Below are 24,133 nucleotides of genomic sequence, written 5' to 3'. Positions count from 1 at the left end.
CCGCAGCACGTGCTGCGGCGGCCGGGCGCCGTCGTCGGACCGAGTGGTCAGAGACCCGCGCGGTTCTCGAGGAAGGCCAGCATCGTGCGGACGCCGACTCCGGTGCCGCCGGCGGGCGTGTACCCGAACGACGAGCCCTCGTTGTACGAGGGGCCGGCGATGTCGAGGTGCGCCCACGGCGTCTCGCCCACGAACTCCTTGAGGAAGTGCGCGGCGAACAGCATGCCGCCCCAGCGGCTGGGGGCGGAGTTGACCATGTCGGCGACGGTCGACTTCAGGCCCGCCTTGAGCTCGGCCGGCATGGGCATGGGCCAGAACGCCTCGCCGGCCTCGTCGGCCGCGGCCTTGACCTCGTCGCGCACCTCGTCGGTGCCCATGACCCCGGAGGTGCGGTTGCCGAGCGCCACCATCTGCGCGCCTGTGAGGGTGGCGATGTCGAGGACGACGTCGTGCCCGTCCTCGACGGCCGCCACCAGGCCGTCCGCCATGACGAGGCGGCCCTCGGCGTCGGTGTTGGTGACCTCGACGGTCTTGCCGCCGCGGATCGTGATCACGTCGGCGGGACGCTGCGCGTTGCCGCCGGGCATGTTCTCCGCGAGGCAGAGGTAGCCGGTCACCGCGACGGGCAGGCCGAGACGCGCGGCAGCGAGCACGGTGTGCAGCACGGCGGCGGCGCCCGCCATGTCCGACTTCATGGTCGGCATGCCGGCCGGGGGCTTGAGCGAGATGCCGCCCGTGTCGAACGTGATGCCCTTGCCCACGATCGCGACCTTCGCGGCAGCCTTGGCGGGCGTGTAGGTGAGCTTCACGAGGCGCGGCCCGCGGGAGGAGCCCTGGCCCACGCCGACGAGGCCGCCGTAGCCGCCCGCCGCGAGCTGCTTGTCGTCCAGCACGGTCAGCTTGATGCCCTTGACGCCCTTGGCGGCGGCCTTCGCGGCGTCGGCGAACGCGGCGGGGAAGAGGTCGTTGGGCGCGGCGTTCACGAGGTCGCGGGTGCCGTGCACCGCGGCGGCCAGCACCTCGCCGCGCGCGACGGCGGACTTGGCGCGCCCCGACCGGGCGAACGGGGTGACGACCTGGATGCTGCCGACGGCGGACTTCTGGTCCTTGCCCGAGCGGTAGCGCGTGTAGGTGTAGGCGCCGAGCAGGGCGCCCTCGACGACGGCCGCGAGCTCGTCCTCGTCGACGGCGGGCAGCGCGACGGCGACGGTGTCCGTGCCCGCGAGCTCGCGGGTCGCCGCGCCGGCGGCGGAGCGCAGCACCTCGTGCGCGAACGTGCCGTCCGCCGCACGCTCGCCGAGCCCTGCCAGCACGAGGACGTCGGCGGCGACGTCGTCGCCAGCGGGCAGGCGCCGCACCTCGTCCGCGGCGCCGGTCACGCCGAGGCGGGGTGCGAGGGTCTCGATCTGGCGCACGAGCGCCTCGGGGAGCTGGTCCGCCACGACGGCGACGCCGTCGGAGGTGGAGCAGGTCCCGACGACGAGCGCGTCGACCTTGAGAGCGGTGGGATTCTTGCCGGTGAGGGTGAGGTCAGCCACCCGCCGATGCTATCCCCGTCCTGCGGACACCACCGCCGCGTCGGCCGGCGCGGTCGGCCGGTAGTCTGCGGGCGTGGTTCTTCCCCTCCTGCTCCTCGTCCTGGTGGCGTGCGCCGCGCTCGCCGGGTGGGCGCTCTGGTTCGTCGTCCAGGACCGTGCGGTGATCCTGCGGCAGCTGTTCGGTGCTGCCGTGGTGGAGGCCCTCGTCGTCGTCCAGGCGGTCGTGGCGGGCGTCCTGATGGTCACCCGCGACCACCCCGTCGACGGCCCGCTGTTCTGGGGCTACGTCGCGACCGCGCTGGTGGTGCTCCCGGTCGCGGCGATCTGGGCGTTCGCGGAGCGCACGAAGTGGTCGTCCGTGGTGCTGGCGGTCGCCGCGCTCACCGTCGGCTTCCTCGACTGGCGGCTGTGGCAGATCTGGGGGGCAGCATGAGCGACATGAACGACGCAGCACCGAAGAGCGGCGCGCGCCGCACCGGGTCCGGCTTCGGGCGCCTCCTGGTCACCGTCTACGGGATCCTGGCGTTCGCCGCGATCGGCCGCTCGTCGTACGAGCTGGCCACCAAGTTCTCCGACGCCCCCGTCGCCTACTCGCTGTCCACGCTGTCCGCCGTCGTCTACGTGCTCGCGACGGTCGCCCTCGCCAAGGGCGGGCCCCGCTGGCGGGTCGTCGCGTGGGTCACCGTGGGGTTCGAGGCCGTGGGCGTGCTCGCCGTCGGTACGGCGTCGGCGGTCTCGCCGGACGTGTTCGGCGAGACGACCGTGTGGTCCGGGTTCGGGCAGGGCTACGGTTACGTGCCCCTCGTGCTGCCGTTCGTGGGGCTGTGGTGGCTGTGGCGCACCCGCCCCCGGCCGCACGACGGCACGCACGTCACGCCCACGCCGACCGCACCCGAGCCGTCCGCACCCGAGCCGTCCGTACCCGACCCGGAGGTCCGATGAGCCCGTACACGCTCCTGTTCAACGGCGTCTTTCGCAAGATGGACCCCGAGCGGGCGCACGAGCTCGCGTTCGGCGCCATCGCGCTGGCCGGCCGTGTACCGGTGCTGCGCGACGTCGTCCAGGGCGCCGTCGCGCCCTACCTGGGTCGCGGCAGCGGCGGACCGGGGAGCATCGAGGTCCTCGGCCGGACCGTCCCCGCGCCCTTCGGGCTGGCCGGCGGGTTCGACAAGAACGCCCGGGCGATCCGCGGCCTGACGATGCTCGGCTTCGGCTTCGTGGAGGTCGGCACGGTCACCCCGCGTCCCCAGCCGGGCAACGAGAAGCCGCGCATGTGGCGGGAGCTCGACCTGCGCGGCGTCCGCAACCGCATGGGCTTCAACAACGAGGGCGCGCCCGCGGCCGCCGCGAGGCTGCGTGAGCTGCGTGCGACCCCCGCGGGTCGCGCGGTCGTCGTCGGCGCCAACATCGGCAAGAACAAGACGACCCCGGCCCCGGACGCGGCCGACGACTACGCGGCCTGCGCCCGCGAGCTCGCCCCGTGGGCCGATTACCTCGTCGTCAACGTCTCCTCCCCGAACACGCCGGGGCTGCGCGACCTGCAGACGACGGCCGAGCTGCGCCCCATCCTCACCGCCGCGCGGACTGCGGCCGACGAGGCGACCGAGGCTGCCGGTACGCGGCGGGTGCCGCTCCTGGTGAAGATCGCCCCCGACCTGGCCGACGCCGACGTGGACGCGGTGGCCGACCTCGTCGTCGAGCTCGGCCTGGACGGCGTCGTCGCGGTGAACACGACGATCGGTCACGACCGCGGCCCCGGTGGGCTGTCGGGTCCGCCGCTGCTCGAGCGCGGGCTGCAGGTCGTGAGCCGGCTGCGAGGCCGCCTCGGTCCCGAGCCCGCCATCATCGGGGTCGGCGGCATCGCGAGCGCCGACGACGTGCGCGCCTACCTCCGCGCCGGGGCGGACCTCACCCAGGGGTACACGTCGTTCATCTACTCGGGCCCGTGGTGGCCGTCGCGGGTCAACCGCGCCCTGACGCGCACCCGCGGCTCGGTCGCGGCCGGGGCGATCGCCGACACCACCCCCAGGAGCGGGTCGTGATCCGCCCGCGCTGGGAGTGGGCGCTCGACGACGCCGCGGGTGGCGCCGTGACCGTCCCGAGCCCGGTCTTCACGACGCAGTACGACGCCGAGCAGTGGCTCGGCGAGCACTGGCGCGACCTGTCCGCCGAGGGCGCGGCGCGCGCCCGGCTGCTGCACGACGGGAACCAGGCCGCACCGGACGTGCCGCTGCCCGCGGTCTGACCGCTCCGGGTAGCGCACGACCCCCCGGTGCCCCTACGTCCTCGACGTCACCTGCGCCCACGCGCGCGCCAGGCGCGGTACCGCGGCAGCGAGCTGGTCGGGCTCGCGGGTGAACGTCAGGCGCACGCGGTCGCGCGACGACCCGTCCGGCGTGAAGGCCGGTCCGGGCGTGACGAGCACCCCGTGCGCCACCGCCGCGGCGGCGAGCGCCTGCGCCCGCGGCTGCCCGAGGTCGGCCCACAGGCACAGCCCACCGGCCGGCACCGGCACCCTCCAGCCCGGGAGGGCATCACCGACCAGGCCGACCAGCAGGTCGCGTCGGCGCCGCAGCTCGGCCAGCCGGCCGGGCAGGATCTCGTCGGCGCGACGCAGCAGCTCGACGACGGCGAGCTGCTCGAGCACCGGCGTGGCGATGTCGGCAGACTGCCGCACCCGCGCCAGCCGCCGCACCGTCTGCGGGTCCGCGCGCACCCACCCCACCCGCACCCCGCCCCAGAAGGACTTCGAGGCGGAGCCGATGGTGACGAGGTGCGGTGACGTGCCGTCCCCGGCGAACGGCGCGGGGACCTCGGCCCGCGGGTCGAGCGCGAGGTCGGTGAGGGTCTCGTCGCCCACGACGGTGACGCCGGCGCGGTCGGCGAGCTCGCGCACCGCGGCGCGCTCGTCGGCCGACAGGGTGTGGCCCGTGGGGTTGTGGAAGTCCGGCACGAGGTAGACGAGCCGCGGACGCGTGCGCCGGACGGCCGACGCGAGCGTCTCGATATCCCCGACGGGGACGCCGACCAGACGCCCGCCCAGGCGCCGCGCGGGTTCGAGGGCGTGGAAGTAGGTGGGGGACTCGACCACGGCCGTCTCGCCGCGGCCCACGAACGCGTGCGTGAGCACCGAGATCGCCTGCTGCGCGCCGGTCGTGACGAGGATCTGGTCGGCGGTGGTGGGCACTCCGCGGGCGGTGTAGCGGTCGGCGATGGCGGACCGCAGCGGCTCGATCCCCAGGTGCGCGTAGCCGCCCGTGCCGAGGTAGCCGGGCAGCATCTCGAGCGCGGCCGCGTAGGCGTCGTGCAGGGCGGGCGTGGCCGCGGGAGTCGCCTGCGCGAGGTCGACGGGCGGGACGTCCTGCTGGTCCGTGAGCGGCCCGGTCGGGGCGTCGCCCGCGGCGGCGGGGCCGTGGCCGCGAGCGGTCCCGGCCCCGTGCGGGAGGGTCGTCACGGTGCCGGAGCCCACGCGGCTGACGAGGAAGCCGAGCTCGCGCAGGCGGGCGTACGCCCCGGACGTCGTCGTGCGCGAGACGCGCAGCGCCGCCGCGAGCTCCCGCTCGCTGGGGACTCGCGTGAGGGGAGGCAGGTTCCCCGAGAGCACTGCGGCGCGCAGCGCGTCCGCCAGGGCGAGGTACGCCGGGCCCCCGCCGCGCCAGTCGCCCAGCAGGCGGGCGGTCGCGGCCGGCGAGAGCTGGCGCACGGCGGGCGGGGCGCTGGCGGTCAGGGGTGGGGAGACAGCGGTCACGAGGCCACTCTCGCCGCAATGGATATGGAATGCAAGGCCATTGAAGGTCAGGGTAGGGGTATGAGCACGTCGACCGCCTCCGCCCGCCGATCGTTCCGGCGCCCTGTCCTTCCCGCTCGCCGTCGTCCGCGGACCGCCGCAGCCGCGTCGACGGCGTCCGGCGCTCTCGCCGCACCGGCCGCGGCGACCTGGGGACCGGTGCGCCGCGGTGCCCAGCTGGTCCTGGGGCTGCTCGGCTACACGTGGTCGATGGCGATGCTGCTCCACGCCGGTCAGGGCGGCACGCCGTGGGACGTGCTCCACCAGGGCGTGGCGCGCGCCACCGGGCTGGGCTTCGGCACCGTCGTCGCGGCGACCTCCGTGCTGGTGCTCCTCGCCTGGATCCCGCTGCGGCAGCGCCCCGGCATCGGGACCGTCGCCAACGCGGTCGTGATCAGCCTGGCGATCGGCCCGTGCCTGGCTGCGATGGCGTGGCTGGTGCCCGACCCCGGCCCGGTCGCCGGGGCGGCCCTCGCCCTGGGCGGCGTCGTGCTCAACGGCGTCTCGACCGCGGCGTACATCGGCGTCCGGCTGGGTCCCGGCCCGCGCGACGGGCTGATGACGGGCCTCGTCCAGCGCACGGGGTGGTCCGTCCGGCTCGTGAAGACCGGCCTCGAGGTGGCCGTCGTCCTGCTCGGAGTGCTCCTGGGCGGCGTGTTCGGCTGGGCGACCATCGCCTACGCCTTCGGCGTCGGTCCGGTCGTGCAGGCGACCGTGCGCTGGCGGTGGCTCGTCCCGACCGGCCTCACGGACGCGGCCGCGGGCCGGGAGCGCGTGCGCGCGCCGGCGGACGTCGACGTCGAGCGTCGAGGCCGTGAGATCGCCGGAGCCCTCGACACGATCGCGCGAGAGCACGGCGGCCGCTGACCTGCCGGCAGCGGTCGACGTAGCGCTCCGGTCCCTTCCCGGCCGGGGAAGAGACCGGAGCGCTACGTCGAGGTCGCGGAAGTCAGGCCACGCGGGACGCCGGGGCGTTCTCGGCGGTCTTCGCCGGGTCGCGCTCGACGACGCCGCCGAGGACGTCGTCGATGCGGGCCATCAGCTCGGCCGGGATGGTCACGCCGGACGCCTTGACGTTCTCCGCGACCTGCTCGGGCCGTGAGGCGCCGACGAGGGCAGCGGCGACGTTGTCGTTCTGCAGCACCCAGGCGACGGCCAGCTGCGCCATCGACAGGCCGAGCTCGTCGGCGACGGGCCGCAGCCCCTGCACGCGGGTGAGCACGTCGTCGTCCAGGAACCGGCGGATGCTCTGTGCGCCACCCTTGGTGTCCGTCGCGCGCGACCCGGCCGGGAGCGGCTGCCCGGGAAGGTACTTGCCCGACAGCACGCCCTGCGCCATCGGCGACCACACGATCTGCGACAGCCCGCACTCCTGCGACGCGGGCACGACCTCTTCCTCGATGACGCGCCACAGCATGGAGTACTGCGGCTGGGAGGAGATGAGCTGGAAGCCGAGGTCCTTCGCCAGCGCGGCGCCGGCGCGGATCTGGTCCGCGGTCCACTCGGAGACGCCGATGTAGAGCGCCTTGCCCTGGCGCACGAGGTCGGCGAACGCCTGCATCGTCTCCTCGAGCGGCGTCTCCGTGTCGTAGCGGTGCGCCTGGTACAGGTCGACGTAGTCCGTGCCGAGCCGCTGCAGGGACCCGTGGATGGACTCCATCACGTGCTTGCGCGACAGGCCGGTGTCGTTCGGGCCGCCAGGCCCGGTGGGCCAGTAGACCTTCGTGAAGATCTCGAGCGACTCCCGCCGCTCTCCCGCGAGGGCGTCGCCGAGCACCTGCTCTGCCTTGGTGTTGGCGTACACGTCCGCCGTGTCGAACGTCGTGATGCCGGCGTCGAGCGCCGCGCGCACGCACTGCGTCGCGACGTCGTTCTCGACCTGGGAGCCGTGGGTGAGCCAGTTGCCGTAGGTGATCTCGGAGATCTTCAGACCGCTGTTGCCGAGGTACCGGTAGTTGACCATGCGTCCACCCTAGGGCGACAGGTCACTCAGGCCAGACGCCGTGCTTCTTCGACGACGGCTTGGGAAGGCGGGACCGACGGATCTGGAACGCCCGCATGACGGCATACATCATCGTGCCCTTGGGGACCTCGCCGAACTTCAGCAGCAGCCGCTTCTTGAGGCCGCGCCACAGCAGGAACGCGTCGGCCACGGTGAGCAGCACGACGGCGTACAGCAGCATGAGCACGAGCGCCGAGATGGTGACGTTCCGGCTGAACGCGAGGTTGAGGATGATGAACACGAACGCCACGGGCAGGAAGAACTCGCCGAGGTTCCAGCGCGCGTCCACGTAGTCACGCACGTAGCGCTTGACGGGCCCCTTGTCGCGCGGCGGAAGGTGCCGCTCGTCGCCGGTCTGCATCGCCTTGTACTCGAGGTTGCGCTGCTCCCGAGCCTTCTCCCGCGCCGCCTTCGTCGCCGCCTTGCGGTCGTTCGGCACCAGGGGCCGCTTGTTCGCGGCCTGGGACACGCTGCGCTTCGGGGTGGGACGCCCCTTGCCGGAGGGCGCGCCCGACCTCTCGATCTCGGCCGCCGCGTCGACGGGGTCGGAAGAGTCAGGGGACGACGGCGTCGCGTCGGACTTGTTGCGGGAGAACACGCACCCAGGGTAGTCGAGCGCGCAGGTAGCGTGAGCCGCGTGACCGACACCCACCACACCACCCTGGACGCCGCGTCCCACGACGACGCCACCGCCCTGCGCGCCCACGTCGAGCGGCAGTTCCCCGACCTGCAGGCCGACCTGGAGCGCCTGGTGCGCATCCCGAGCGTGTCCGCCGCCGCCTTCGACCAGGCGCACGTCGCGACGAGCGCCGAGGCCGTGGCCGCCCTGCTGGGCGACGCGGGACTGCCCGACGTGCGCATCCTGCGCTCCGCGCGCCCGGACGGGACTCCCGGAGCGCCCGCCGTCGTCGCCCGGCGTCCCGCGCCCGAGGGCCGTCCCACCGTGCTGCTGTACGCCCACCACGACGTCCAGCCCCCGGGCGACGCCGCCACGTGGGCGACGGACCCGTTCGAGCCCGTCCAGGTCGGCGACCGGCTCTACGGCCGTGGCGCCGCGGACGACAAGGCCGGCCTGGTCGCCCACGTCGGCGCGCTGCGGGCGCTCGCGGCCCTCGCCGAGGAGACCGGCGGCGACCTGCCGGTCGGTATCACCGTCTTCGTCGAGGGCGAGGAGGAGTCCGGCTCCCCGAGCTTCCGCCAGTTCCTCGCCGACCACCGCGAGCTCCTCGCCGCGGACGTCATCGTCGTGGCCGACTCCACCAACTGGAAGGTCGGCGTGCCCGCCCTGACCACGTCGCTGCGCGGCCTGGTCGACGGCGTCGTCGAGGTCGAGGTGCTCGCGCACGCGGTGCACTCCGGCATGTTCGGCGGGCCGGTGCTCGACGCGAACACCCTGCTGGCCCGCCTGATCGCGACCCTGCACGACGACGCCGGCAACGTCGCGGTGGCCGGCCTGGTGAGCGCGCCCGAGCCCGAGGTCGACTACGACGAGGCGGCGTTCCGGGCCGACTCCTCGGTGCTCGACGGCGTGACCCTCGCCGGCGAGGGCACGATCGCCGGCAGGCTGTGGGCCAAGCCCGCGCTGTCCGTGATCGGCATCGACGCGACCAGCGTGGCGCACGCGTCCAACACCGTCGCGGCGCGCGCGGCGGCGAAGCTGTCGCTGCGCATCCCGCCCGGCCAGGAGCCGCAGGCGGCCGAGGACGCGCTGCGCGCCCACCTCGAGGCGCGTGCGCCCTTCGGTGCCCGGGTCACGTGGCGCCCGGGGGAGCAGGGACGTGCGTTCCACGCGGCCGACGACTCGGCGGCCATGCGCGCCGCTCGGGCGGCGTTCGCCGACGCGTGGGGCACCGACCCGGTGGACGTGGGCGTGGGGGGCTCCATCCCGTTCATCGCGGACCTGCTCGAGTTCTTCCCCGAGGCCTCCGTGCTCGTGACGGGCGTCGAGGACCCGGACTCGCGGGCGCACGGCGCCGACGAGTCGGTCCACCTGGGCGAGCTACGCAAGGTCGTCCTGGCGGAGGCGCTCCTGCTGAGCCGGATGGCGACGGCCGGCCACTGACGTCGGGCACTGACGCAGAGCACTGACGCAGCACCGACGCAGGCCACCGACGCAGCACCGACGCCCTGCGCGCCGCGCCGTCCGCTCAGTCGGGCGGCGCGGCGGCGCGCAGGGCGGCGAGGGCGGCCGACACGTCGTGGTCACGGCCCTCGTGCAGCGCCGCCTCCAGGTGCCGCGCCGCGGCGGCCAGCTCCGCGTCGCCGAAGGTGCTGGCCGACCCCGTGACCGTGTGGCACAGCCGTTCGGCCTCGTCGCGCACCTCGCGGTCGAGGGGCGCGCCGGGGGCGGAGAGGAGCTCCGCGATCCGCCGGGCCCGGCCGACGTTGCGCTCGTGCGCCCGGCGCGCGAGGACGATGACCGCTTCCCCCAGCCCGCCCTCCGGGTCGGCCGACGTCATGCGACCCACCCGAGCGCCGCGGCGAGCTCGGCCGCCAGCCGCAGAGGGTCGAACGGCTTCGTGAGCACGGCGGCGGCGCCGAGGCCGTCCAGCCGCGAGATGTCCGGCGTCCCGACCTTGGCCGTGAGGAAGACGACCGGCACCTCGCGCAGCTCCGGCACGGCCCGCAGGCGCCCGAGCACGGTGGGACCGTCCAGCACCGGCATCATGACGTCGAGGAGGATCGCGTCCGGCCGCACCCGTCGTGCGACCTCCAGCCCTGCTTCCCCGTCGCCCGCCGTGTGCACCTCGTGACCGCCCACGACCGACAACGCGAGCGCGGCGACCTCTCTGATCGACGGATCGTCGTCGATGACCACCACGCGTCGGCCCCCCGTCGCCACGTGCTGTTTCCCCCCTCGTCAGCCTGACCGGTCGCTCGACCGTACCGCGCCCCGGAGGACGGCGCCCATCGTCGCCCCGGGCGCCCGTGCGGGGGCGGAGCACGCCAACCTCTCCTACTCTCGCCCCATGGGTGACGCGCGACGGGCGACGGCGCGGGCACAGAGCACCTTCGTGCGCTGGTGCTGGGCCGCGGGCGTCGCCGTGCTGGTACTGGTGGTGGTGCTCGCCGGGCCGACGGACCAGGCGGCGCGCGCGCAGCTCTCCCGCTCGGCGATCGCAGCCGCGGGCGTGGTCGCGGCGCTGAGCTGCGGGTGGCGGGCCGTCCGGTCGGCGGGCCGGCGCCGGCGGGCCTGGGGGTTGCTGGCGCTCGGTGGCGTGGTGGGCCTGCTCGGGAACGTGTACGCCGTCCTCGTCGGCGACCCCGACGCGGGGGACGTCGCCTACATCGCGGCTCTCCTGCTCGGCGTCATCGGCCTCTCGCAGTTCCCGACGGTGCGCCCACGCGGCCAGGAGCTCGTGCGCATGTTCCTCGACAGCGTCGTCGTCGGCGGCTCGGTCCTGTACATCGCCCTGTTCGCCGTCGTGCTCGAGGGCCGGACCCTGTCCGCGGCACCCTCCCTCACCGCCTACGCGCTGCCGGTCGTCGACGCCCTGCTCGCCACGCTCGCGGTCCTCGTCCTGACCCGGTCCAGCGCCGCGGAACGCGTGCCGCTGGGGCTCGTCGGCATCGGGTTCGTCCTGTACGCCGTGGCGGACGTCACGTTCGCCCTCTTGTCCGCCCAGGAGGGCTTCGCCTTCGGCAGCCCCGTCGACGCCGCCTGGGTGGGGGGATACCTCGCCATCGCGGTCGCCGCGCGCCACCCCGCCGCATCGGGCAGCCCCGTGGCGTCCGAGCGCCCCGACGGCTCGCCGGTCCTCGGCACCGTCGTGACCTTCGCGATCTTCCTCGCCGCCGCGCTCGTGCGGGTCAGCCAGACCGGGCAGCCCCTCGGCGGCATGGCGAACGCGCTGTGGGTGGGTGTGCTCGTGGCGGTCGTGGTGCGGCAGATCCTCGTGGTCGTCGACAACGAGTCGCTCCGGCACGGCCTCGAACGGCGGGTGGAGCACCGCACCACACAGCTCCGGGCCCTCGCCAGCGAGCGCGAGCGCACCCTCGAGTCGGTGGCGGACGGCATCTACGGCGTGGACACCGACGGCCGGGTGACGTTCGTGAACGCCGCCGGCGCCCGCACCCTGGGCGCCGTGGCCGACGACCTCGTGGGACGGGACGCGCACGCCACGTTCCACGCCCCCGCCGCCGACGGCACCCCGTACCCCGCGGACGGCTGCTACATCACCGAGGCCGTACGCGACGGCGTGACGGCCACCTCCGAGCAGGACGTCTACCGACGGCTGGACGGCAAGGACGTGCCCGTGGAGGTCGCCGCGAGCCCCCTGCGTGCCGGCGGCACCGTGACCGGGGCGGTCGTGGTGTTCCGCGACGTCACGGAACGGCGCGAGGTGGAGCGCATCAAGGACGAGTTCGTCTCCGTCGTGAGCCACGAGCTGCGCACCCCGCTCACGTCGATCCGCGGCGCGCTCGGGCTCCTCGACAGCGGCGTGCTCGACCGGTCGTCCGAGCAGGCGGCGCGCATGGTCCGCATCGCCCTCACCAGCAGCGAACGCCTCAGCCGCCTGGTCGACGACATCCTCGACGTCGAGCGCATGGACGCCGGGACGACGGTGCTCGAGCTGGCCGACCACCGCGTCGACGCGCTCGTCGCGGCCGCGGTGGACCAGGTGTCGATCCTCGCCGACGACGCAGGCGTCGCCCTGGTGCCGGCCGGCACCGACGAGGTCGTCCACGTCGACGGCGAGCGCATCGTGCAGACCCTCACCAACCTGCTCAGCAACGCCGTGAAGTTCTCGCCGCGCGGCAGCACCGTGCGAGTGCTCGCCACGCCCGTCGGTGAGCTCGTGGAGCTGCGCGTCGACGACGAGGGACGGGGGATCCCGCCCGACAAGCTCGAGGCGGTGTTCCGCCGCTTCGAGCAGGTGGACGCCTCCGACGCGCGCGAACGCGGCGGCACCGGCCTCGGCCTCGCCATCGCCCGGAGCGTCGTGGAGCGCCACGGCGGCCGCACCTGGGCCGAGAGCGCGGGGGAGGGCCAGGGTTCCAGCTTCCGGCTCACCCTGCCGCGCGTCGTCGTGACCGTGGCACCACCGACCGGGACGTTCGGCGGCTCCCCGCCCGGAGCTGCGGTCGGCGACCCCGCGGCCACGAGGGTGGTCGTCGTCGACGACGACCCCTACGTCGTCGAGGTGCTGCGGTCCGTGCTGGAGCAGCGCGGCTACGACGTCGTCGGCGTCACCGACGGGCGCGCCGCCGTCGACGTCGTCGAGGACGAGCACCCCGCGGCGATCGTCCTCGACCTCGCCATGCCTGGCACCGGGGGCGCCGAGGTGCTGCGGCAGCTGCGGCACTCCGCGGCGACAGCGCAGCTGCCGGTCGTCGTGGTGTCGGGCACGGCGCCCGGGGACGCGCGCGAGACCGCGGCGCTCGCGGACGGCTGGCTCGTCAAGCCCGTCGACCCGGAGCGCCTGGTCGCCACCGTCCGCGAGGTGATCCGGCTGCGGCCGCACCACGAACGCGTCCTGGTGGTCGAGGACGACGACGACCTGCGGGCCGTCCTGGTGGCCATCCTGGAGAACGGCGGCCTCGTCGTGACGTCGGCCCGCGGCGTCGTGGAGGCACGGGAGGCGCTGGCGCGCGGCGAGGAGCCGGACCTGCTGGTGCTCGACCTGCAGCTCCCCGACGGCTCCGGGCAGGATCTGGTCGCCGACCTGCGGCGGAGGGGCCGCCTGCAGCACGTGCCTCTCGTCGTCTACTCGGGGAGCGAGCTGGGGTCGACGGAGCGGGACGACCTCCGTCTCGGCAGTACCGTCTTCCTCACGAAGGGCAAGAAGGCGCCGGACGCCGTCCTGCGGCCGGTGCTCGACCTGCTCGACGCCGCCGCCGGCCGCACCGGCGACACGCCCCCGACCCACCGACCCTGAGGACCTGATGACCGAGCCCCTGACCATCCGTGTGAGTGCCGGTACCGGCACCGGCCGCACCACGCTCGCCGCGTTCGACTCTGCGCTCGTCGCCGCGGGGGTGGGCGACTTCAACCTCGTGCGCCTCAGCTCGGTGGTGCCGCCGGGAAGCGTCATCCTCGAGGTGGACGGCAGGGACCAGCTGGCGGGTGCCCACGGGGACGCCCTGTACTGCGTGTACGCGGCCGGCTACGCCTCGCTCCCGGGCCACGAGGCCTGGGCCGGGGTGGCGTGGTCGCGGCGCGACGACGGCAGCGGCGCCGGGCTCTTCGTCGAGCACGACGGCCCGTCGCACGAGCAGGTGGCCACCGACCTCGCGCACAGCCTCGAGGACCTCTCCGCGACCCGCGGGGGTGCCTATGCCTCGGACGGTCGCCTGATCACGGGCCTGGCCTGCGAGACGCAGCCGGTGTGCGCCGTCGTCGTCGCGACGTTCAAGCGGGCGGGCTGGGAGGAGCTGGGCGGTGCGCGCTGACGTGACGTTCGAGCCGACCGTCACGGGCGCCGTCGCCGAGGAGTTCTGGCGGCTGTACCTCGAGGCGTTCGAGCCGCTGCGCACGCGTGCCGCCGCGCGTCACGTGCTGCACCGCGAGGAGTTCGACGAGGAGATGGCCGACCCGCGCGTGCTGAAGCTTCTCGCTCACGACGCGGCGGGGGAGCCGGTCGGCCTGACCACGCTCGCCACGGACCTGGCGGCGGTGCCCTGGGTGAGCCCGGAGTTCTTCGCCGCCCGGTACCCCGAGCACGCGGCCCGCGGGGCCGTCTGGTACATCGGGTTCACGCTCGCGCACCCGGGCCGCCGTGCCACGCGCACGTTCATGGACATGATCGACGCCCTCGTCTCGCACCTCGCGGAGCACCGCGTGGTCTGCGCCTACGACGTGTCCCGCTTCAACGACGACTCGTTGCGGTTCGCCGACAACCTGCGGCGCCGCCTCGAGCGCACGCAGGACGTCACGGTGGAGACGGTGGACCGCCAGACCTACTACGCGACCACCTTCCACTGACGCCGGGGCCCGGCCGGCCTGGCGGACCTGGTAGACCTGCCGGACCGTCAGACCCGGCCGACGTCCCGGTGCGCCACGTCCACGGCCCGGGCCCACGCCGCGACGTCCGCGGGCAGCTCGGGGCTCTGGGCCGGTGCGTCGGGGCCCATCAGCGCGACCACCTCGGGAGCGGGGACGCGCGCGTTGCCGGGGCCGAGGAAGCGTCCGGCCACGTAGCCCTTGGCGTAGAGACGGCCGCGGGACGTGAAGACCTGCTCCATGTACACGACGCGCTCGTCCCAGCCGAGCACGCGCGTCGTGATCTCGCACCGGTCCCACAGCTTCAGCGAGCGCTTGTAGGTCATGGTCGACGCCGCGACCACCGGGTACCACTTGCGGTCGCCGATCCTCGCGAACCCGTCGAGGTCGGCGATGAAGTTCGAGCGCGCCACGTCCATCATCTGCAGGTACGAGCCGTTGTTGACGTGCAGGTACAGGTCGAGGTCGCCGGGGTGCACGCGCAGCCGCGTCACGGAGGGGTCGAGCAGGCGCTGGCCGGGGATCGGCTTGCGCGGCCGCAGGGAGGCCCAGGTGAGGTGGATCATTCGGGTCACCTGCGCAGGCTATATCGGCGACCGGCAGTAGCAGATACCTTGCCCGGTCAGACCGGGGGAGCGGGGTCGTACTGGATCGCGCGGCGCACCGCCCGGGCGACCTCCGGTGACTCCAGGCGGGCCACGAGGTGCAGGGCCATGTCGATCCCGGCCGAGACCCCCGCCGCCGTCACGACGTCGCCGTCGTCGACGAACCGGGCCTCCGTGTCCACGACTACGCTCGGGTCGAGCTGCGCCAGGTCGTCGTAGTGGTCGTGGTGCGTCGTCGCCGGGCGCCCGGCGAGGAGCCCGGCCGCCGCGAGCACGAGCGCCCCCGTGCACACGCTGGCGAGGATCGGTGTCTGGACGCGCACCTGTCGCAACCACTCGAGGTGCGCCGGGTCGTCGACGAGGGCGCGGGTGCCCCAGCCACCCGGGTGGACGAGCACGTGCAGCGGCCCGACGTCGTCGGCGGAGCGGGCCGGCACGAGCCGCAGGCCCTTCGCGAGGCGTACCCCGGCACCGTCGCGCGAGAAGGTGCTCACGTGCGGCTTCAGGGCGGAGTGCTGCTCCCAGGCGGCGAGCACCTCGAACGGCCCGACGACGTCGAGCTCCTCCGCCTCGTCGAACACGAGGATGCCGATGTGGAGGCCACCGTCGGTGCTCATGCCTTCTCCCGTGTCGTGCGGGCCGGCGCGCGGCCCGGTCGTCAGATCCCCGGCAGCGCCAGCATCTGGTCGAGCGCGACGCGGGCCCAGTGGGCGTCGTCGGCGTCGACCACGATCCGGTTGACCACCCGCCCCTCGGCCAGCGACTCCATCGCCCACACCAGGTGCGGCAGGTCGATGCGGTTCATGGTCGAGCAGAAGCACACGGTCGAGTCGAGGTAGTGCACCTGCTTGTCCGGGTGCGCCTTGGCGAGACGCCGCACCAGGTTGAGCTCGGTGCCGATCGCCCAGGAGCTGCCCGGCTCGGCGGACTCCAGGGCCTTGATGATGTACTCCGTCGAGCCGACCCGGTCGGCGGCGGTGACCACCTCGTGCTTGCACTCCGGGTGGACCATGACCTCGACGCCGGGGACCTTCGCCCGGACGTCGTCGACGTTGCGGGCTGAGAACCGTCCGTGGACCGAGCAGTGCCCGCGCCACAGGATCATGCGCGCGTCCCGCAGCTGCTGCTCGGTGAGGCCGCCCAGCGGCTTGCGCGGGTCGTACACCACGCAGTCGTCCAGGCTCAGGGCGAGCTGGAGGACGGCCGTGTTGCGGCCGAGGTGCTGGTCGGGCAGGAACAGGACCTTGCCGGTGCCGTCGACGCCGCCGACGCGGTCGAAGGCCCAGCGCAGGGCCACCTGGGCGTTGGAGGACGTGCACACGGTGCCGCCGTGGCGGCCGGTGAACGCCTTGATCGCCGCGGACGAGTTCATGTAGGTCACCGGCACCGTGTCGTCGGCGATCCCGACGTCCTGCAGCACGGCCCAGGCCTCCTCGACCTGGCCGATCTCCGCCATGTCCGCCATGGAGCACCCGGCGGCGAGGTCGGGCAGCACGACCTGCTGCGCGTCCGAGGTCAGGATGTCGGCGCTCTCCGCCATGAAGTGCACGCCGCAGAACAGCACGAACTCGGCCTCGGGCCTAGCGGCGGCCTCGCGCGCGAGCTTGAAGGAGTCGCCGGTGACGTCGGCGAAGTCGATGACCTCGTCGCGCTGGTAGTGGTGCCCCAGCACGAAGGCGCGCTCGCCCAGGGCGGCGCGCGCGGCGCGCGCCCGGTCCACCAGGTCGGGGTCCGAGGGCGCGGGCAGCGCCCCCGTGCACTCGACGCCGCGCTCGGAGGCGAGGTCGCGGCCCTGGCCCAGCAGCAGGAGCGCGGAGGGTGCGGGCTCGACGAAGCCGGTCGAGGTGCCCGCGATGTCGTTCAGCAGGGTGGTCACCCGCTCATGTTTCCACAGCGCACGCGTGCGCGACGTCGTCCGTCCGGTCCGGGATGCCCCCGCTGGGCGCCGCTGGGTGCCCGGCCTGTGCCACGATCGCTGGATGCACGTGCTGCTCTGCGTCGGCGAGGACGCCGACACCCTGGCCCCCGAGCTCGCGTCGGCGTGGCGCGCGGGCGCGCCGTCGTGCGAGGTGGAGCCCGTCGTCGTGCCGGTCGCCGTCGCGCCCCGGCACGACGTACCTGCCGGGGTGTTCGTCCCCCTCGACGCGCTGGGACTGGGGTCGGTGCCCGCGCCGGGGCCTGGCCCCCTGGCAGAGGCCGCCGGTGCGGCCGACGTCGTGGTCGTGCACCTTCCTGTGCTGGACGGGACGACACTGCACGAGGGGCTCCTGGCCGACGCCGTCCGCGCCGCCGCGCCGCAGGCGGTCCCGGTGGTGGTGCTGGCGGGGCGCAGCGAGGTCTCCCGGCGGGAGTGGTCCGGGGCGGGGGTCAGCGGGGTGCACGAGACCGGGCCGGACGTCGTGGCGGCGACGGTGCGCGTCGCGCGCACGTGGGCGCCGTCGTGGTCCTGAGGCCGGGCGACGGCATCCGGGTGACGGCATCGCGCGACATGTCCTGTGGGCCGCGTCATCGCGCCCGCCAGATTCGCGCGTAGGATCGGGAACAGCCGCAAAGGTCCGCCTGTTGGAGGAAGCATGACCGACACCACCGAGATCGCCACGCACGGCGTGGACCTGTCCGACGTCGCCGCCGACAAGGTTCGCAGCCTGCTCGAGCAGGAGGGCCGCGACGACCTGCGTCTGCGCGTGGCAGTCCAGCCCGGCGGCTGTTCCGGCCTGATCTACCAGCTGTACTTCGACGAGCGCCTGCTCGACGGGGACGCGCTGCGCGAGTTCGACGGCGTCGAGGTCGTCGTGGACCGCATGAGCGTGCCCTACCTCGAGGGCGCGAAGATCGACTTCGCGGACACGATCGAGAAGCAGGGCTTCACGATCGACAACCCGAACGCCGGCAGCTCCTGCGCCTGCGGCGGCTCCTTCAGCTGAGCCGCTGAATCTGGCCTCGACGGCCCGGTCGCCTCACGGCGACCGGGCTGTCGTCGTCTTGCGGGCCGGTCGCCGGCGAGGGCCCGAGGGCGGTCGCGGTGCGCGGGACCGCGCCCCTCAGGTCCCGTCTCCCAGGCGGACCGTCACCGACCACCAGGGGTCGTCGGAGCCCTCGCCGGGGTCACGGAGCACCGGGTCGGCCGCCATCGTGTGCCCGCGCATCCGGGCCCACGCCGGGACGTCGTGCCGGGCGGCGGGGTCGGTCGACAGCACGGTGACGAGCGTCCCGGCCGGGAGGTCGCGCGCCGCCGCGGCGAGCCGGATCACCGGCAGGGGGCAGCGCAGTCCGCGGGCGTCCACCACGACCTCGCCGTCCGGACCTGCCGGGTCGCCGGTCACAGCCCCTCCACCCCGAGCATGGCGCGCACGCGGCCCACCGCGCCCGGCAGCACGGCCAGGAAGCGCTCCACGTCCTCGTCGGTCGTCGACCGGTCCAACGCGATCCGCACGTTCCCGTGCGTGAGCACCCCCATCGCCGCGAGCACGTGGGACGGCTCGAGGGTGCCCGACGTGCAGGCAGAGCCCGAGCCGACGGCGAAGCCCGCGCGGTCGAGCTCGGTCACGAGCGCCTCGCCGTCGACGTACAGGCAGGAGAACGTCACGATGTGAGGGAGCCGGTCGTCGGGGTCGCCCACGACCTCCACGTCGGGGAGCGTCGCGACCGCGCCGCGCACCCGGTCGACGAGCGCGCGGCGACGGGCGTCCTGGGCGGCGCGGTCGGCGACGGCCGCCTGGAGCGCGACGGCCGCCGCGAAGGCCGCGGGCACGCTCACCCCGCCGGGCGCCCACGGGTCGGGGTCCTCCGGGCCGGGCGGCGCCGTCCGCACGCGCTGGCGCACGGCGAGGACGCCCACGCCCGCCGGGCCGCCCCAGTCGGTCGGCTGGGCCGCGAGAAGGTCCCAGGCGTCCGGGGCCTCGTCGTGCCCGAGGCTCGCGCCGGCGTCCACCAGGAGCGGCACGCCCGCGGCACGCGCGGCCTCGTGCGCGGCGTCCAGGGGCTGCCGCGTCCCGACCTCGCCGTTGGCGTGCTGCAGCGCGGCCACGGCGACGCCGGACCTGGCCACGGCAGCACGGAACGCCTCGAGGTCGACCCGGCCGTGCCGGTCGACTCCGACGGTGACCCGGGACCCGCGGTGGGCGTCGGCGGCGGCGGAGGCTGCGTGCAGCACCGCGGAGCGCTCCGTGGCGCCGACCACGACGTCACCGCCCGCTCGGCGCCGCGCCTGGGCGGTGCCGAAGACCCCTGCGTGGAGCGCGGCGACGTGGCTGGCCGTGAACCGCACCTCCTCGGTCCGCGCGCCGATGATGCCGGCCACCGCCTCCCGGGCCCCGTCCAGCAGGCGGGCGGCGCGCCGTCCTTCCGTGTGAAGGCGGCGCGGGTCGGCCCAGCCGTCGTCGAGGGCCTGGACCAGCGCCTGACGCGCGAGCGGGTGCAGCACGGCCGCCCCTCCGTTGTCGAGGTGCACCCGCGCCGCAGCGGCGGGCGGTGCGGCGGCCCTCGCGGGAGGTGGTGCCGTGGGGGAGGGGCTCGCGGCAGGATCGGTGGTGTCCGTCACAGGTGTGCTCCGTGGGCGATGACGTGCGGCGCGACCCCCGGCAGGCGGTGCGCGAGCGGACGCGCGTCCCGCGTCCGAGGCACGATCGTGCCATCTTCGGCGGATCGGGGTGGCCCGTCCGCCCGTGCGCGGGGGCTTCGAGGATCTGACACCCAGGGACAACGATCTGACACGGCGCGAGCGTGTGTGGGCAACCGGCAGATGTGGACGTCTCGTGCGGAAAGAGTCACGTCCCGACGGGGCTTTCGCGGCGTCGAACCGGCCCGCGGCGCGCTAGGCTGCATCACATCGAGGACGAAGGTCCCGTCTGCGCGCCCGCCCCCCAGGGCTGCGGCGTTCGGGCAGGACGTGACGTGAAAGGCCTCCCTTGCACTCGAAGAGCCCCACCCGCACCCGGCGGGTCATCCTGCGCGCGACGGTCATCGCCGGCGCCGTCGCGGTGTTGGCGTCCGGTTGTGCCAGCGACTCCGTCAAGCGCGGATACCTTCCCGGCTACAGCGACGGGGAGGTGACCAACCAGACCGAGCGCCTCACCCACCTCTGGGTCGGCTCCTGGATCGCCGCGCTCATCGTCGGTGTCATCACCTGGGGCCTGATGCTCTGGTGCGTCGCGGCCTACCGCAAGCGCCGCGACGACCACCAGCTCCCGGTCCAGACGCGCTATCACATGCCGCTCGAGATCATGTACACGGCCGTGCCGACGATCATGATCCTCGTGCTGTTCTTCTACACCGACCGTGACATGACGGCCGTGAAGGACACGAGCGCCGAGCCCGACGTGAAGATCCAGGTCATCGGCAAGCAGTGGAGCTGGGACTTCAACTACCTGACCGACGGCGTCTACGACACCGGTCAGCACCTGCTCGACGTCGGCGGTCAGACGCTCGACGACGAGGTGGACGGGCAGCCGGGCACCTCGAAGGACGTGCCGACGCTGTACCTGCCGGTCGACCAGACGGTCCAGTTCACGCTCGACTCGCGCGACGTCATCCACTCGTTCTGGATCCCCGCCTTCCTGTACAAGCAGGACATGATCCCGGGCCGGACCGGCACCTTCCAGGTGACGCCCACCCGCGAGGGCACCTACGCCGGCAAGTGCGCCGAGCTCTGCGGCGAGTTCCACTCCGGGATGCTCTTCAACGTCAAGGTCGTCTCGCAGGCGGAGTACGACGCCCACATGAGCGACCTCGAAGACGCCGGCCAGAAGGGCGAGCTCGGTCTCGACCTGAACCGCCAGCAGCACGCCGGGTCCACCGCCAGCACCGAGGAGGCCGAAGGCTGATGGCCGCCATCACCGACACCGCGCACGGCGCCGAGGTCATTCCCGGCCTCGCCCCGAAGCGCCAGAACCTCGGTCGCACCGTGGTCAAGTGGATCACCTCCACCGACCACAAGACGATCGGGTACATGTACCTCATCACGTCGTTCATCTGGTTCGCCGTGGGAGGCATCCTCGCCCTGCTGATCCGGGCCGAGCTGTTCATGCCCGGCCTGCAGGTCGTGCAGAGCAAGGAGCAGTACAACCAGCTCTTCACGATGCACGGCACGATCATGCTGCTGCTGTTCGCGACGCCGCTGTTCGCCGGGTTCGCCAACGTGATCATGCCGCTGCAGATCGGCGCGCCCGACGTCGCCTTCCCGCGGCTCAACATGTTCGCGTACTGGCTGTTCTTCTTCGGCGGCATCATCGCCGCGGCGGGCTTCTTCACCCCGCAGGGCGCGGCCTCGTTCGGCTGGTTCGCCTATGCGCCTTTGTCGAACACGACGTTCAGTCCAGGGCTCGGTGGAGATCTCTGGGTGTTCGGCCTCGCGCTGGCGGGCTTCGGCACGATCCTCGGTGCCGTCAACTTCATCACCACGATCATCACGATGCGTGCGCCGGGCATGACCATGTTCCGGATGCCGATCTTCACGTGGAACACGCTCGTCACGAGCCTGCTCGTGCTGATGGCGTTCCCGCCGCTGGCGTCCGCGCTCTTCGCGCTCGGTGCCGACCGTCGTCTCGGTGCGCAGGTCTTCAACCCCGACAACGGTGGCGCGATCCTCTGGCAGCACCTGTTCTGGTTCTTCGGCCACCCCGAGGTCTACATCATCGCGCTGCCGTTCTTCGGCATCGTGTCGGAGATCTTCCCGGTGTTCAGCCGCAAGCCGATCTTCGGCTACAAGACGCTGATCTACGCGACGATCGCGATCGCGGCCCTGTCGGTGACCGTCTGGGCGCACCACATGTACGTGACCGGTGCCGTGCTGCTGCCGTTCTTCGCCTTCATGACGATGCTCATCGCCATCCCGACCGGTGTGAAGTTCTTCAACTGGATCGGCACGATGTGGCGCGGCAAGCTCACGTTCGAGACGCCGATGCTGTGGTCGATCGGCTTCCTGGTCACGTTCCTCTTCGGTGGTCTGACCGGCATCATCCTGTCGAGCCCCGCGCTGGACTTCCACCTCTCCGACTCGTACTTCGTCGTGGCGCACTTCCACTACGTCGTCTTCGGCACCGTGGTGTTCGCGATGTTCGCCGGCTTCTACTTCTGGTGGCCGAAGTTCACCGGCCGCATGCTCAACGAGCGGCTCGGCAAGGTGCACTTCTGGCTGCTGTTCATCGGCTTCCACATGACCTTCCTCATCCAGCACTGGCTGGGCGTCGAGGGCATGGCCCGCCGGTACGCCGACTACATGCCGGAGGAGGGCTTCACCTGGGAGAACCAGGTGTCGACCATCGGCGCGTTCATCCTCGCCGCGTCGACCCTGCCCTTCCTCTGGAACGTCTACACCACCTGGCGCAACGCGCCGAAGGTGACCGTCGACGACCCGTGGGGCTTCGGTCGCTCGCTCGAGTGGGCCACCAGCTGCCCGCCGCCGCGCCACAACTTCACCTCGCTGCCGCGCATCCGCTCCGAGTCGCCCGCCTTCGACCTGCACCACCCTGAGGTCGCGGCGATGGAGCAGGCTCCGGGCCACGGCGGACTGGACGCCATCTACGGCGACCCGGACCGTCGCGGGCACCAGCAGCTCGTCGAGGAGCGTCGGGACAGCGCGCAGTCGGAGTCCGCACAGTCCACGACCACGGTGATCGACGACGAGGGGGAGAACCGCAAGTGAAGATCGAGATCAAGCTCTTCCTGTTCCTTGCTCCCTTCTTCGTCGTGGTGGGCGTGATCTACGGCCTCGTCACGGACTTCACGGAGCCCGTCGGCTACCTCGGCATCCCGCTCGTGGGCGCCCTGATGGCGATGGTGGGGGCGTACCTGGCGCTCACCGCCCGCCGGATCGACGCCCGTCCTGAGGACGACGAGGAGGGCGAGATCGAGCAGGGCGCCGGTGACCAGGGCGTGTACTCGCCGTGGAGCTGGTGGCCGCTGGTCATCGGTGCGTCGGCCGCCGTCGCCTTCCTCGGCCTCGCGGTCGGCTGGTGGGTGCTCTACGTCGGCTTCGTCCTGGGTGTCATCGGTCTCGTCGGTTGGGTCTTCGAGTTCAGCCGCGGGCAGCACGCACACTGATCGCCTCGCGGTTCTCGCATCGCGCGAAGGGCCCCGCTCGCCGTTCCGGCGGGTGGGGCCCTTCGCTGTTGCGGGCGCGGCCTCCGGACACGGATCGGCAACGATCGGCGACGGCGGCCAGCGGGCTGCTGACCGCCCGGGGGGAGTCGTGGTGCAATGAAACCTCATCAGTCCCTGAGAAGGAGCAGCACGTGCGCGTCCCCCAGAAGTCTGTGGCCCTGGCATCGGCGGGCCTCGTCGCCCTCGCCCTGAGCGCCTGCGGGAGCGAGGAGCCCGCCGCCTCCACCCCGGGAGCTGGTGGCGGTCAGGAGCAGGCGGCCGAGGTCAGCACGGCGGCGAACCTCACCGACCTGTCCGAGCAGATGCAGACGGCCCAGGAGAAGGCGTCCACCTCGCACATGGAGATGACTTACGGCGGCGCGCTCGCCGAGTCCGCCGGCATGACCGAGACGACGACGACCGCGGACATCTCCTACGGCAAGACGTTCGAGGACACGGCGATGAAGATGTCCATGGCCGTCATGGGCATGGACATGGACATCGTCCTGGTCGACGGCACGATCTACCTGTCCATGGGCGAGCTGACCCAGGGCAAGTACCTCTCCCTGACCGCCGAGGAGATGGCGAAGGACCCGAACATGGCGGGCACCTTCGAGTCGATGGAGTCGATGGACGCAGCCGCTCAGGCGGAGGCGATGGCCGACGCGGTGACCTCTTTCGAGCACACCGGGACCGAACAGGTCGGCGACGTCGAGGCCGACGTGTACACCATGACCGTCGACCCGTCGAAGCTCGACGACGGTGCCGCTGGCGTCGACGCGGAGATGGCCGACCAGGTAGACGACATGACCGTCGTCTACAAGGTCGCCCCGGACGGGCTGCCGATCCAGGGCGACATCACGATGGAGATCGGCGGCCAGGGGATGGTCGTGTCGACCGCCTTCAGCAAGTGGGGCGAGCCGGTCGACGTCAAGGCACCCGCCAAGGGCAAGGTCGTCCCGTACTCGGAGTTCGGCGGCCAGGGCTGACCTGGAACACTTCCACGGCCGTCCGGGCGCCGCAGAGCCCGCCACAGCCAGCCACGAGAGGCCCCCCCCCCCCCGCCGGGGGGGGCGCGCCGCGGGGGCCCGCCCCACCCCCCCCCCGGCGGGGGGGGGGGGGGGGGGGGCCCCCGCTCGCGCGGGTGCTCGCCGACGCCGGGTTCACCCAGGTGACCCC

General features: G+C 73.3%; 26 protein-coding genes. 15 read left to right on the top strand and 11 right to left on the bottom strand.

All coding sequences use genetic code 11. From position 1 onward, the window contains the following. Positions 1–47: 47 nt before the first annotated feature. Entirely contained in the window at positions 48–1,538 is a 1,491-nt protein-coding gene (locus tag ACWGKI_RS17075; RefSeq protein ID WP_452188550.1) for a leucyl aminopeptidase, read from the bottom strand. 73 nt (positions 1,539–1,611) lie between these two features. Between ACWGKI_RS17075 and ACWGKI_RS17070 the strand changes: the two genes are divergently transcribed. Genes ACWGKI_RS17070 through ACWGKI_RS17055 form a run of 4 tightly spaced genes read left to right on the top strand, consistent with a single transcriptional unit; the run spans position 1,612 to position 3,783 of the window. Further along, positions 1,612–1,971 carry a hypothetical protein gene (locus ACWGKI_RS17070; protein ID WP_380245313.1) on the top strand — a complete coding sequence of 120 codons (360 nt, stop codon included), beginning with the start codon at positions 1,612–1,614 and terminating at the stop codon, positions 1,969–1,971. Between the two features lie 5 nt (positions 1,972–1,976). Then, positions 1,977–2,480 carry a hypothetical protein gene (locus ACWGKI_RS17065; RefSeq protein WP_452188548.1) on the top strand — a complete coding sequence of 168 codons (504 nt, stop codon included), beginning with the start codon at positions 1,977–1,979 and terminating at the stop codon, positions 2,478–2,480. Then, on the top strand, positions 2,477–3,580 hold the full coding sequence (locus ACWGKI_RS17060; protein ID WP_452188546.1) for a quinone-dependent dihydroorotate dehydrogenase: 1,104 nt from the start codon (positions 2,477–2,479) through the stop codon (positions 3,578–3,580). Before ACWGKI_RS17065 ends, ACWGKI_RS17060 begins: the two co-directional genes overlap by 4 nt. Continuing rightward, complete coding sequence (locus ACWGKI_RS17055) at positions 3,577–3,783, top strand: hypothetical protein (protein ID WP_380245316.1); 207 nt, start codon at positions 3,577–3,579, stop codon at positions 3,781–3,783. The genes ACWGKI_RS17060 and ACWGKI_RS17055 overlap by 4 nt, the downstream gene beginning before the upstream one ends. Before the next feature lie 33 nt (positions 3,784–3,816). Here ACWGKI_RS17055 and yczR read toward each other — a convergent pair whose 3' ends face one another. Then, on the bottom strand, positions 3,817–5,286 hold the full coding sequence (gene yczR, locus ACWGKI_RS17050; RefSeq protein WP_452188544.1) for a MocR-like transcription factor YczR: 1,470 nt from the start codon (positions 5,284–5,286) through the stop codon (positions 3,817–3,819). Between the two features lie 60 nt (positions 5,287–5,346). Here yczR and yczE point away from each other — a divergent pair, with 60 nt between their 5' ends. Next, complete coding sequence (yczE, locus tag ACWGKI_RS17045; RefSeq protein WP_452188542.1) at positions 5,347–6,192, top strand: membrane protein YczE; 846 nt, start codon at positions 5,347–5,349, stop codon at positions 6,190–6,192. A gap of 82 nt (positions 6,193–6,274) precedes the next feature. On the opposite strand, the gene ACWGKI_RS17040 is transcribed toward yczE, so the two are convergent. Beyond that, entirely contained in the window at positions 6,275–7,288 is a 1,014-nt protein-coding gene (locus ACWGKI_RS17040; protein WP_452188540.1) for an aldo/keto reductase family protein, read from the bottom strand. Positions 7,289–7,310: 22 nt separating this feature from the next. Continuing rightward, on the bottom strand, positions 7,311–7,925 hold the full coding sequence (locus ACWGKI_RS17035) for a DUF3043 domain-containing protein (RefSeq protein ID WP_380244600.1): 615 nt from the start codon (positions 7,923–7,925) through the stop codon (positions 7,311–7,313). A 39-nt stretch (positions 7,926–7,964) separates the two neighbouring features. Between ACWGKI_RS17035 and ACWGKI_RS17030 the strand changes: the two genes are divergently transcribed. After that, positions 7,965–9,389, top strand: coding sequence for a M20/M25/M40 family metallo-hydrolase (locus ACWGKI_RS17030; RefSeq protein WP_452188538.1), 1,425 nt, complete (start codon positions 7,965–7,967; stop codon positions 9,387–9,389). Between the two features lie 85 nt (positions 9,390–9,474). On the opposite strand, the gene ACWGKI_RS17025 is transcribed toward ACWGKI_RS17030, so the two are convergent. Both ACWGKI_RS17025 and ACWGKI_RS17020 read right to left on the bottom strand, forming a co-directional pair. Continuing rightward, the gene (locus ACWGKI_RS17025) at positions 9,475–9,786 is read right to left on the bottom strand and encodes an Hpt domain-containing protein (RefSeq protein WP_452188536.1); all 312 of its coding nucleotides are present in this window, start codon (positions 9,784–9,786) and stop codon (positions 9,475–9,477) included. Next, a complete protein-coding gene (locus ACWGKI_RS17020) occupies positions 9,783–10,148 on the bottom strand; it encodes a response regulator (protein WP_380244603.1) in 366 nt (121 codons plus the stop codon). Before ACWGKI_RS17020 ends, ACWGKI_RS17025 begins: the two co-directional genes overlap by 4 nt. Positions 10,149–10,296: 148 nt before the next feature. Here ACWGKI_RS17020 and ACWGKI_RS17015 point away from each other — a divergent pair, with 148 nt between their 5' ends. From ACWGKI_RS17015 to ACWGKI_RS17005, 3 genes are read left to right on the top strand one after another with little or no spacing between them, the layout of a single operon-like run. After that, the gene (locus tag ACWGKI_RS17015; RefSeq protein ID WP_452188534.1) at positions 10,297–13,206 is read left to right on the top strand and encodes a response regulator; all 2,910 of its coding nucleotides are present in this window, start codon (positions 10,297–10,299) and stop codon (positions 13,204–13,206) included. Positions 13,207–13,213: 7 nt separating this feature from the next. Then, positions 13,214–13,720, top strand: coding sequence for a pyruvoyl-dependent arginine decarboxylase (locus ACWGKI_RS17010; RefSeq protein WP_380244605.1), 507 nt, complete (start codon positions 13,214–13,216; stop codon positions 13,718–13,720). After that, on the top strand, positions 13,710–14,252 hold the full coding sequence (locus ACWGKI_RS17005) for a hypothetical protein (protein ID WP_380244606.1): 543 nt from the start codon (positions 13,710–13,712) through the stop codon (positions 14,250–14,252). Before ACWGKI_RS17010 ends, ACWGKI_RS17005 begins: the two co-directional genes overlap by 11 nt. Positions 14,253–14,299: 47 nt before the next feature. Here the strand turns inward: ACWGKI_RS17005 and ACWGKI_RS17000 are convergent, their stop codons facing one another. Genes ACWGKI_RS17000 through nadA form a run of 3 tightly spaced genes read right to left on the bottom strand, consistent with a single transcriptional unit; the run spans position 14,300 to position 16,751 of the window. Further along, entirely contained in the window at positions 14,300–14,836 is a 537-nt protein-coding gene (locus tag ACWGKI_RS17000; RefSeq protein WP_380244611.1) for an acyl-CoA thioesterase, read from the bottom strand. A gap of 56 nt (positions 14,837–14,892) precedes the next feature. Continuing rightward, on the bottom strand, positions 14,893–15,492 hold the full coding sequence (locus ACWGKI_RS16995) for a DJ-1/PfpI family protein (protein WP_452188531.1): 600 nt from the start codon (positions 15,490–15,492) through the stop codon (positions 14,893–14,895). A gap of 41 nt (positions 15,493–15,533) precedes the next feature. After that, positions 15,534–16,751 (bottom strand): quinolinate synthase NadA, encoded by a 1,218-nt coding sequence (gene nadA / locus ACWGKI_RS16990; RefSeq protein ID WP_380244608.1) that lies wholly within the window; start codon positions 16,749–16,751, stop codon positions 15,534–15,536. Between the two features lie 103 nt (positions 16,752–16,854). Here nadA and ACWGKI_RS16985 point away from each other — a divergent pair, with 103 nt between their 5' ends. After that, entirely contained in the window at positions 16,855–17,325 is a 471-nt protein-coding gene (locus ACWGKI_RS16985; protein ID WP_380244609.1) for a hypothetical protein, read from the top strand. Positions 17,326–17,448: 123 nt separating this feature from the next. Then, complete coding sequence (gene erpA, locus ACWGKI_RS16980) at positions 17,449–17,799, top strand: iron-sulfur cluster insertion protein ErpA (RefSeq protein WP_380244610.1); 351 nt, start codon at positions 17,449–17,451, stop codon at positions 17,797–17,799. 117 nt (positions 17,800–17,916) lie between these two features. Here the strand turns inward: erpA and ACWGKI_RS16975 are convergent, their stop codons facing one another. Beyond that, positions 17,917–18,198, bottom strand: coding sequence for a sulfurtransferase TusA family protein (locus ACWGKI_RS16975; RefSeq protein WP_452188528.1), 282 nt, complete (start codon positions 18,196–18,198; stop codon positions 17,917–17,919). Further along, on the bottom strand, positions 18,195–19,415 hold the full coding sequence (locus ACWGKI_RS16970) for a cysteine desulfurase family protein (RefSeq protein ID WP_452188526.1): 1,221 nt from the start codon (positions 19,413–19,415) through the stop codon (positions 18,195–18,197). The genes ACWGKI_RS16975 and ACWGKI_RS16970 overlap by 4 nt, the downstream gene beginning before the upstream one ends. A gap of 367 nt (positions 19,416–19,782) precedes the next feature. Between ACWGKI_RS16970 and ctaC the strand changes: the two genes are divergently transcribed. From ctaC to ACWGKI_RS16950, 4 genes are all read left to right on the top strand, one after another. Next, positions 19,783–20,697: an aa3-type cytochrome oxidase subunit II gene (gene ctaC / locus ACWGKI_RS16965; RefSeq protein WP_452188524.1), complete on the top strand. Its 915-nt coding sequence runs from the start codon at positions 19,783–19,785 to the stop codon at positions 20,695–20,697. Next, the gene (gene ctaD, locus ACWGKI_RS16960; protein ID WP_380243566.1) at positions 20,697–22,517 is read left to right on the top strand and encodes an aa3-type cytochrome oxidase subunit I; all 1,821 of its coding nucleotides are present in this window, start codon (positions 20,697–20,699) and stop codon (positions 22,515–22,517) included. Before ctaC ends, ctaD begins: the two co-directional genes overlap by 1 nt. Continuing rightward, positions 22,514–22,915, top strand: coding sequence for a cytochrome c oxidase subunit 4 (locus ACWGKI_RS16955; RefSeq protein ID WP_380243567.1), 402 nt, complete (start codon positions 22,514–22,516; stop codon positions 22,913–22,915). The genes ctaD and ACWGKI_RS16955 overlap by 4 nt, the downstream gene beginning before the upstream one ends. 191 nt (positions 22,916–23,106) lie before the next feature. Then, positions 23,107–23,943 (top strand): hypothetical protein, encoded by an 837-nt coding sequence (locus ACWGKI_RS16950; RefSeq protein ID WP_452188521.1) that lies wholly within the window; start codon positions 23,107–23,109, stop codon positions 23,941–23,943. The last annotated feature ends 190 nt before the right edge of the window (positions 23,944–24,133 follow it).

The organism is Isoptericola sp. NPDC055881, from assembly GCF_053615895.1.
This window is presented reverse-complemented; position numbering and strand designations above follow the sequence as displayed.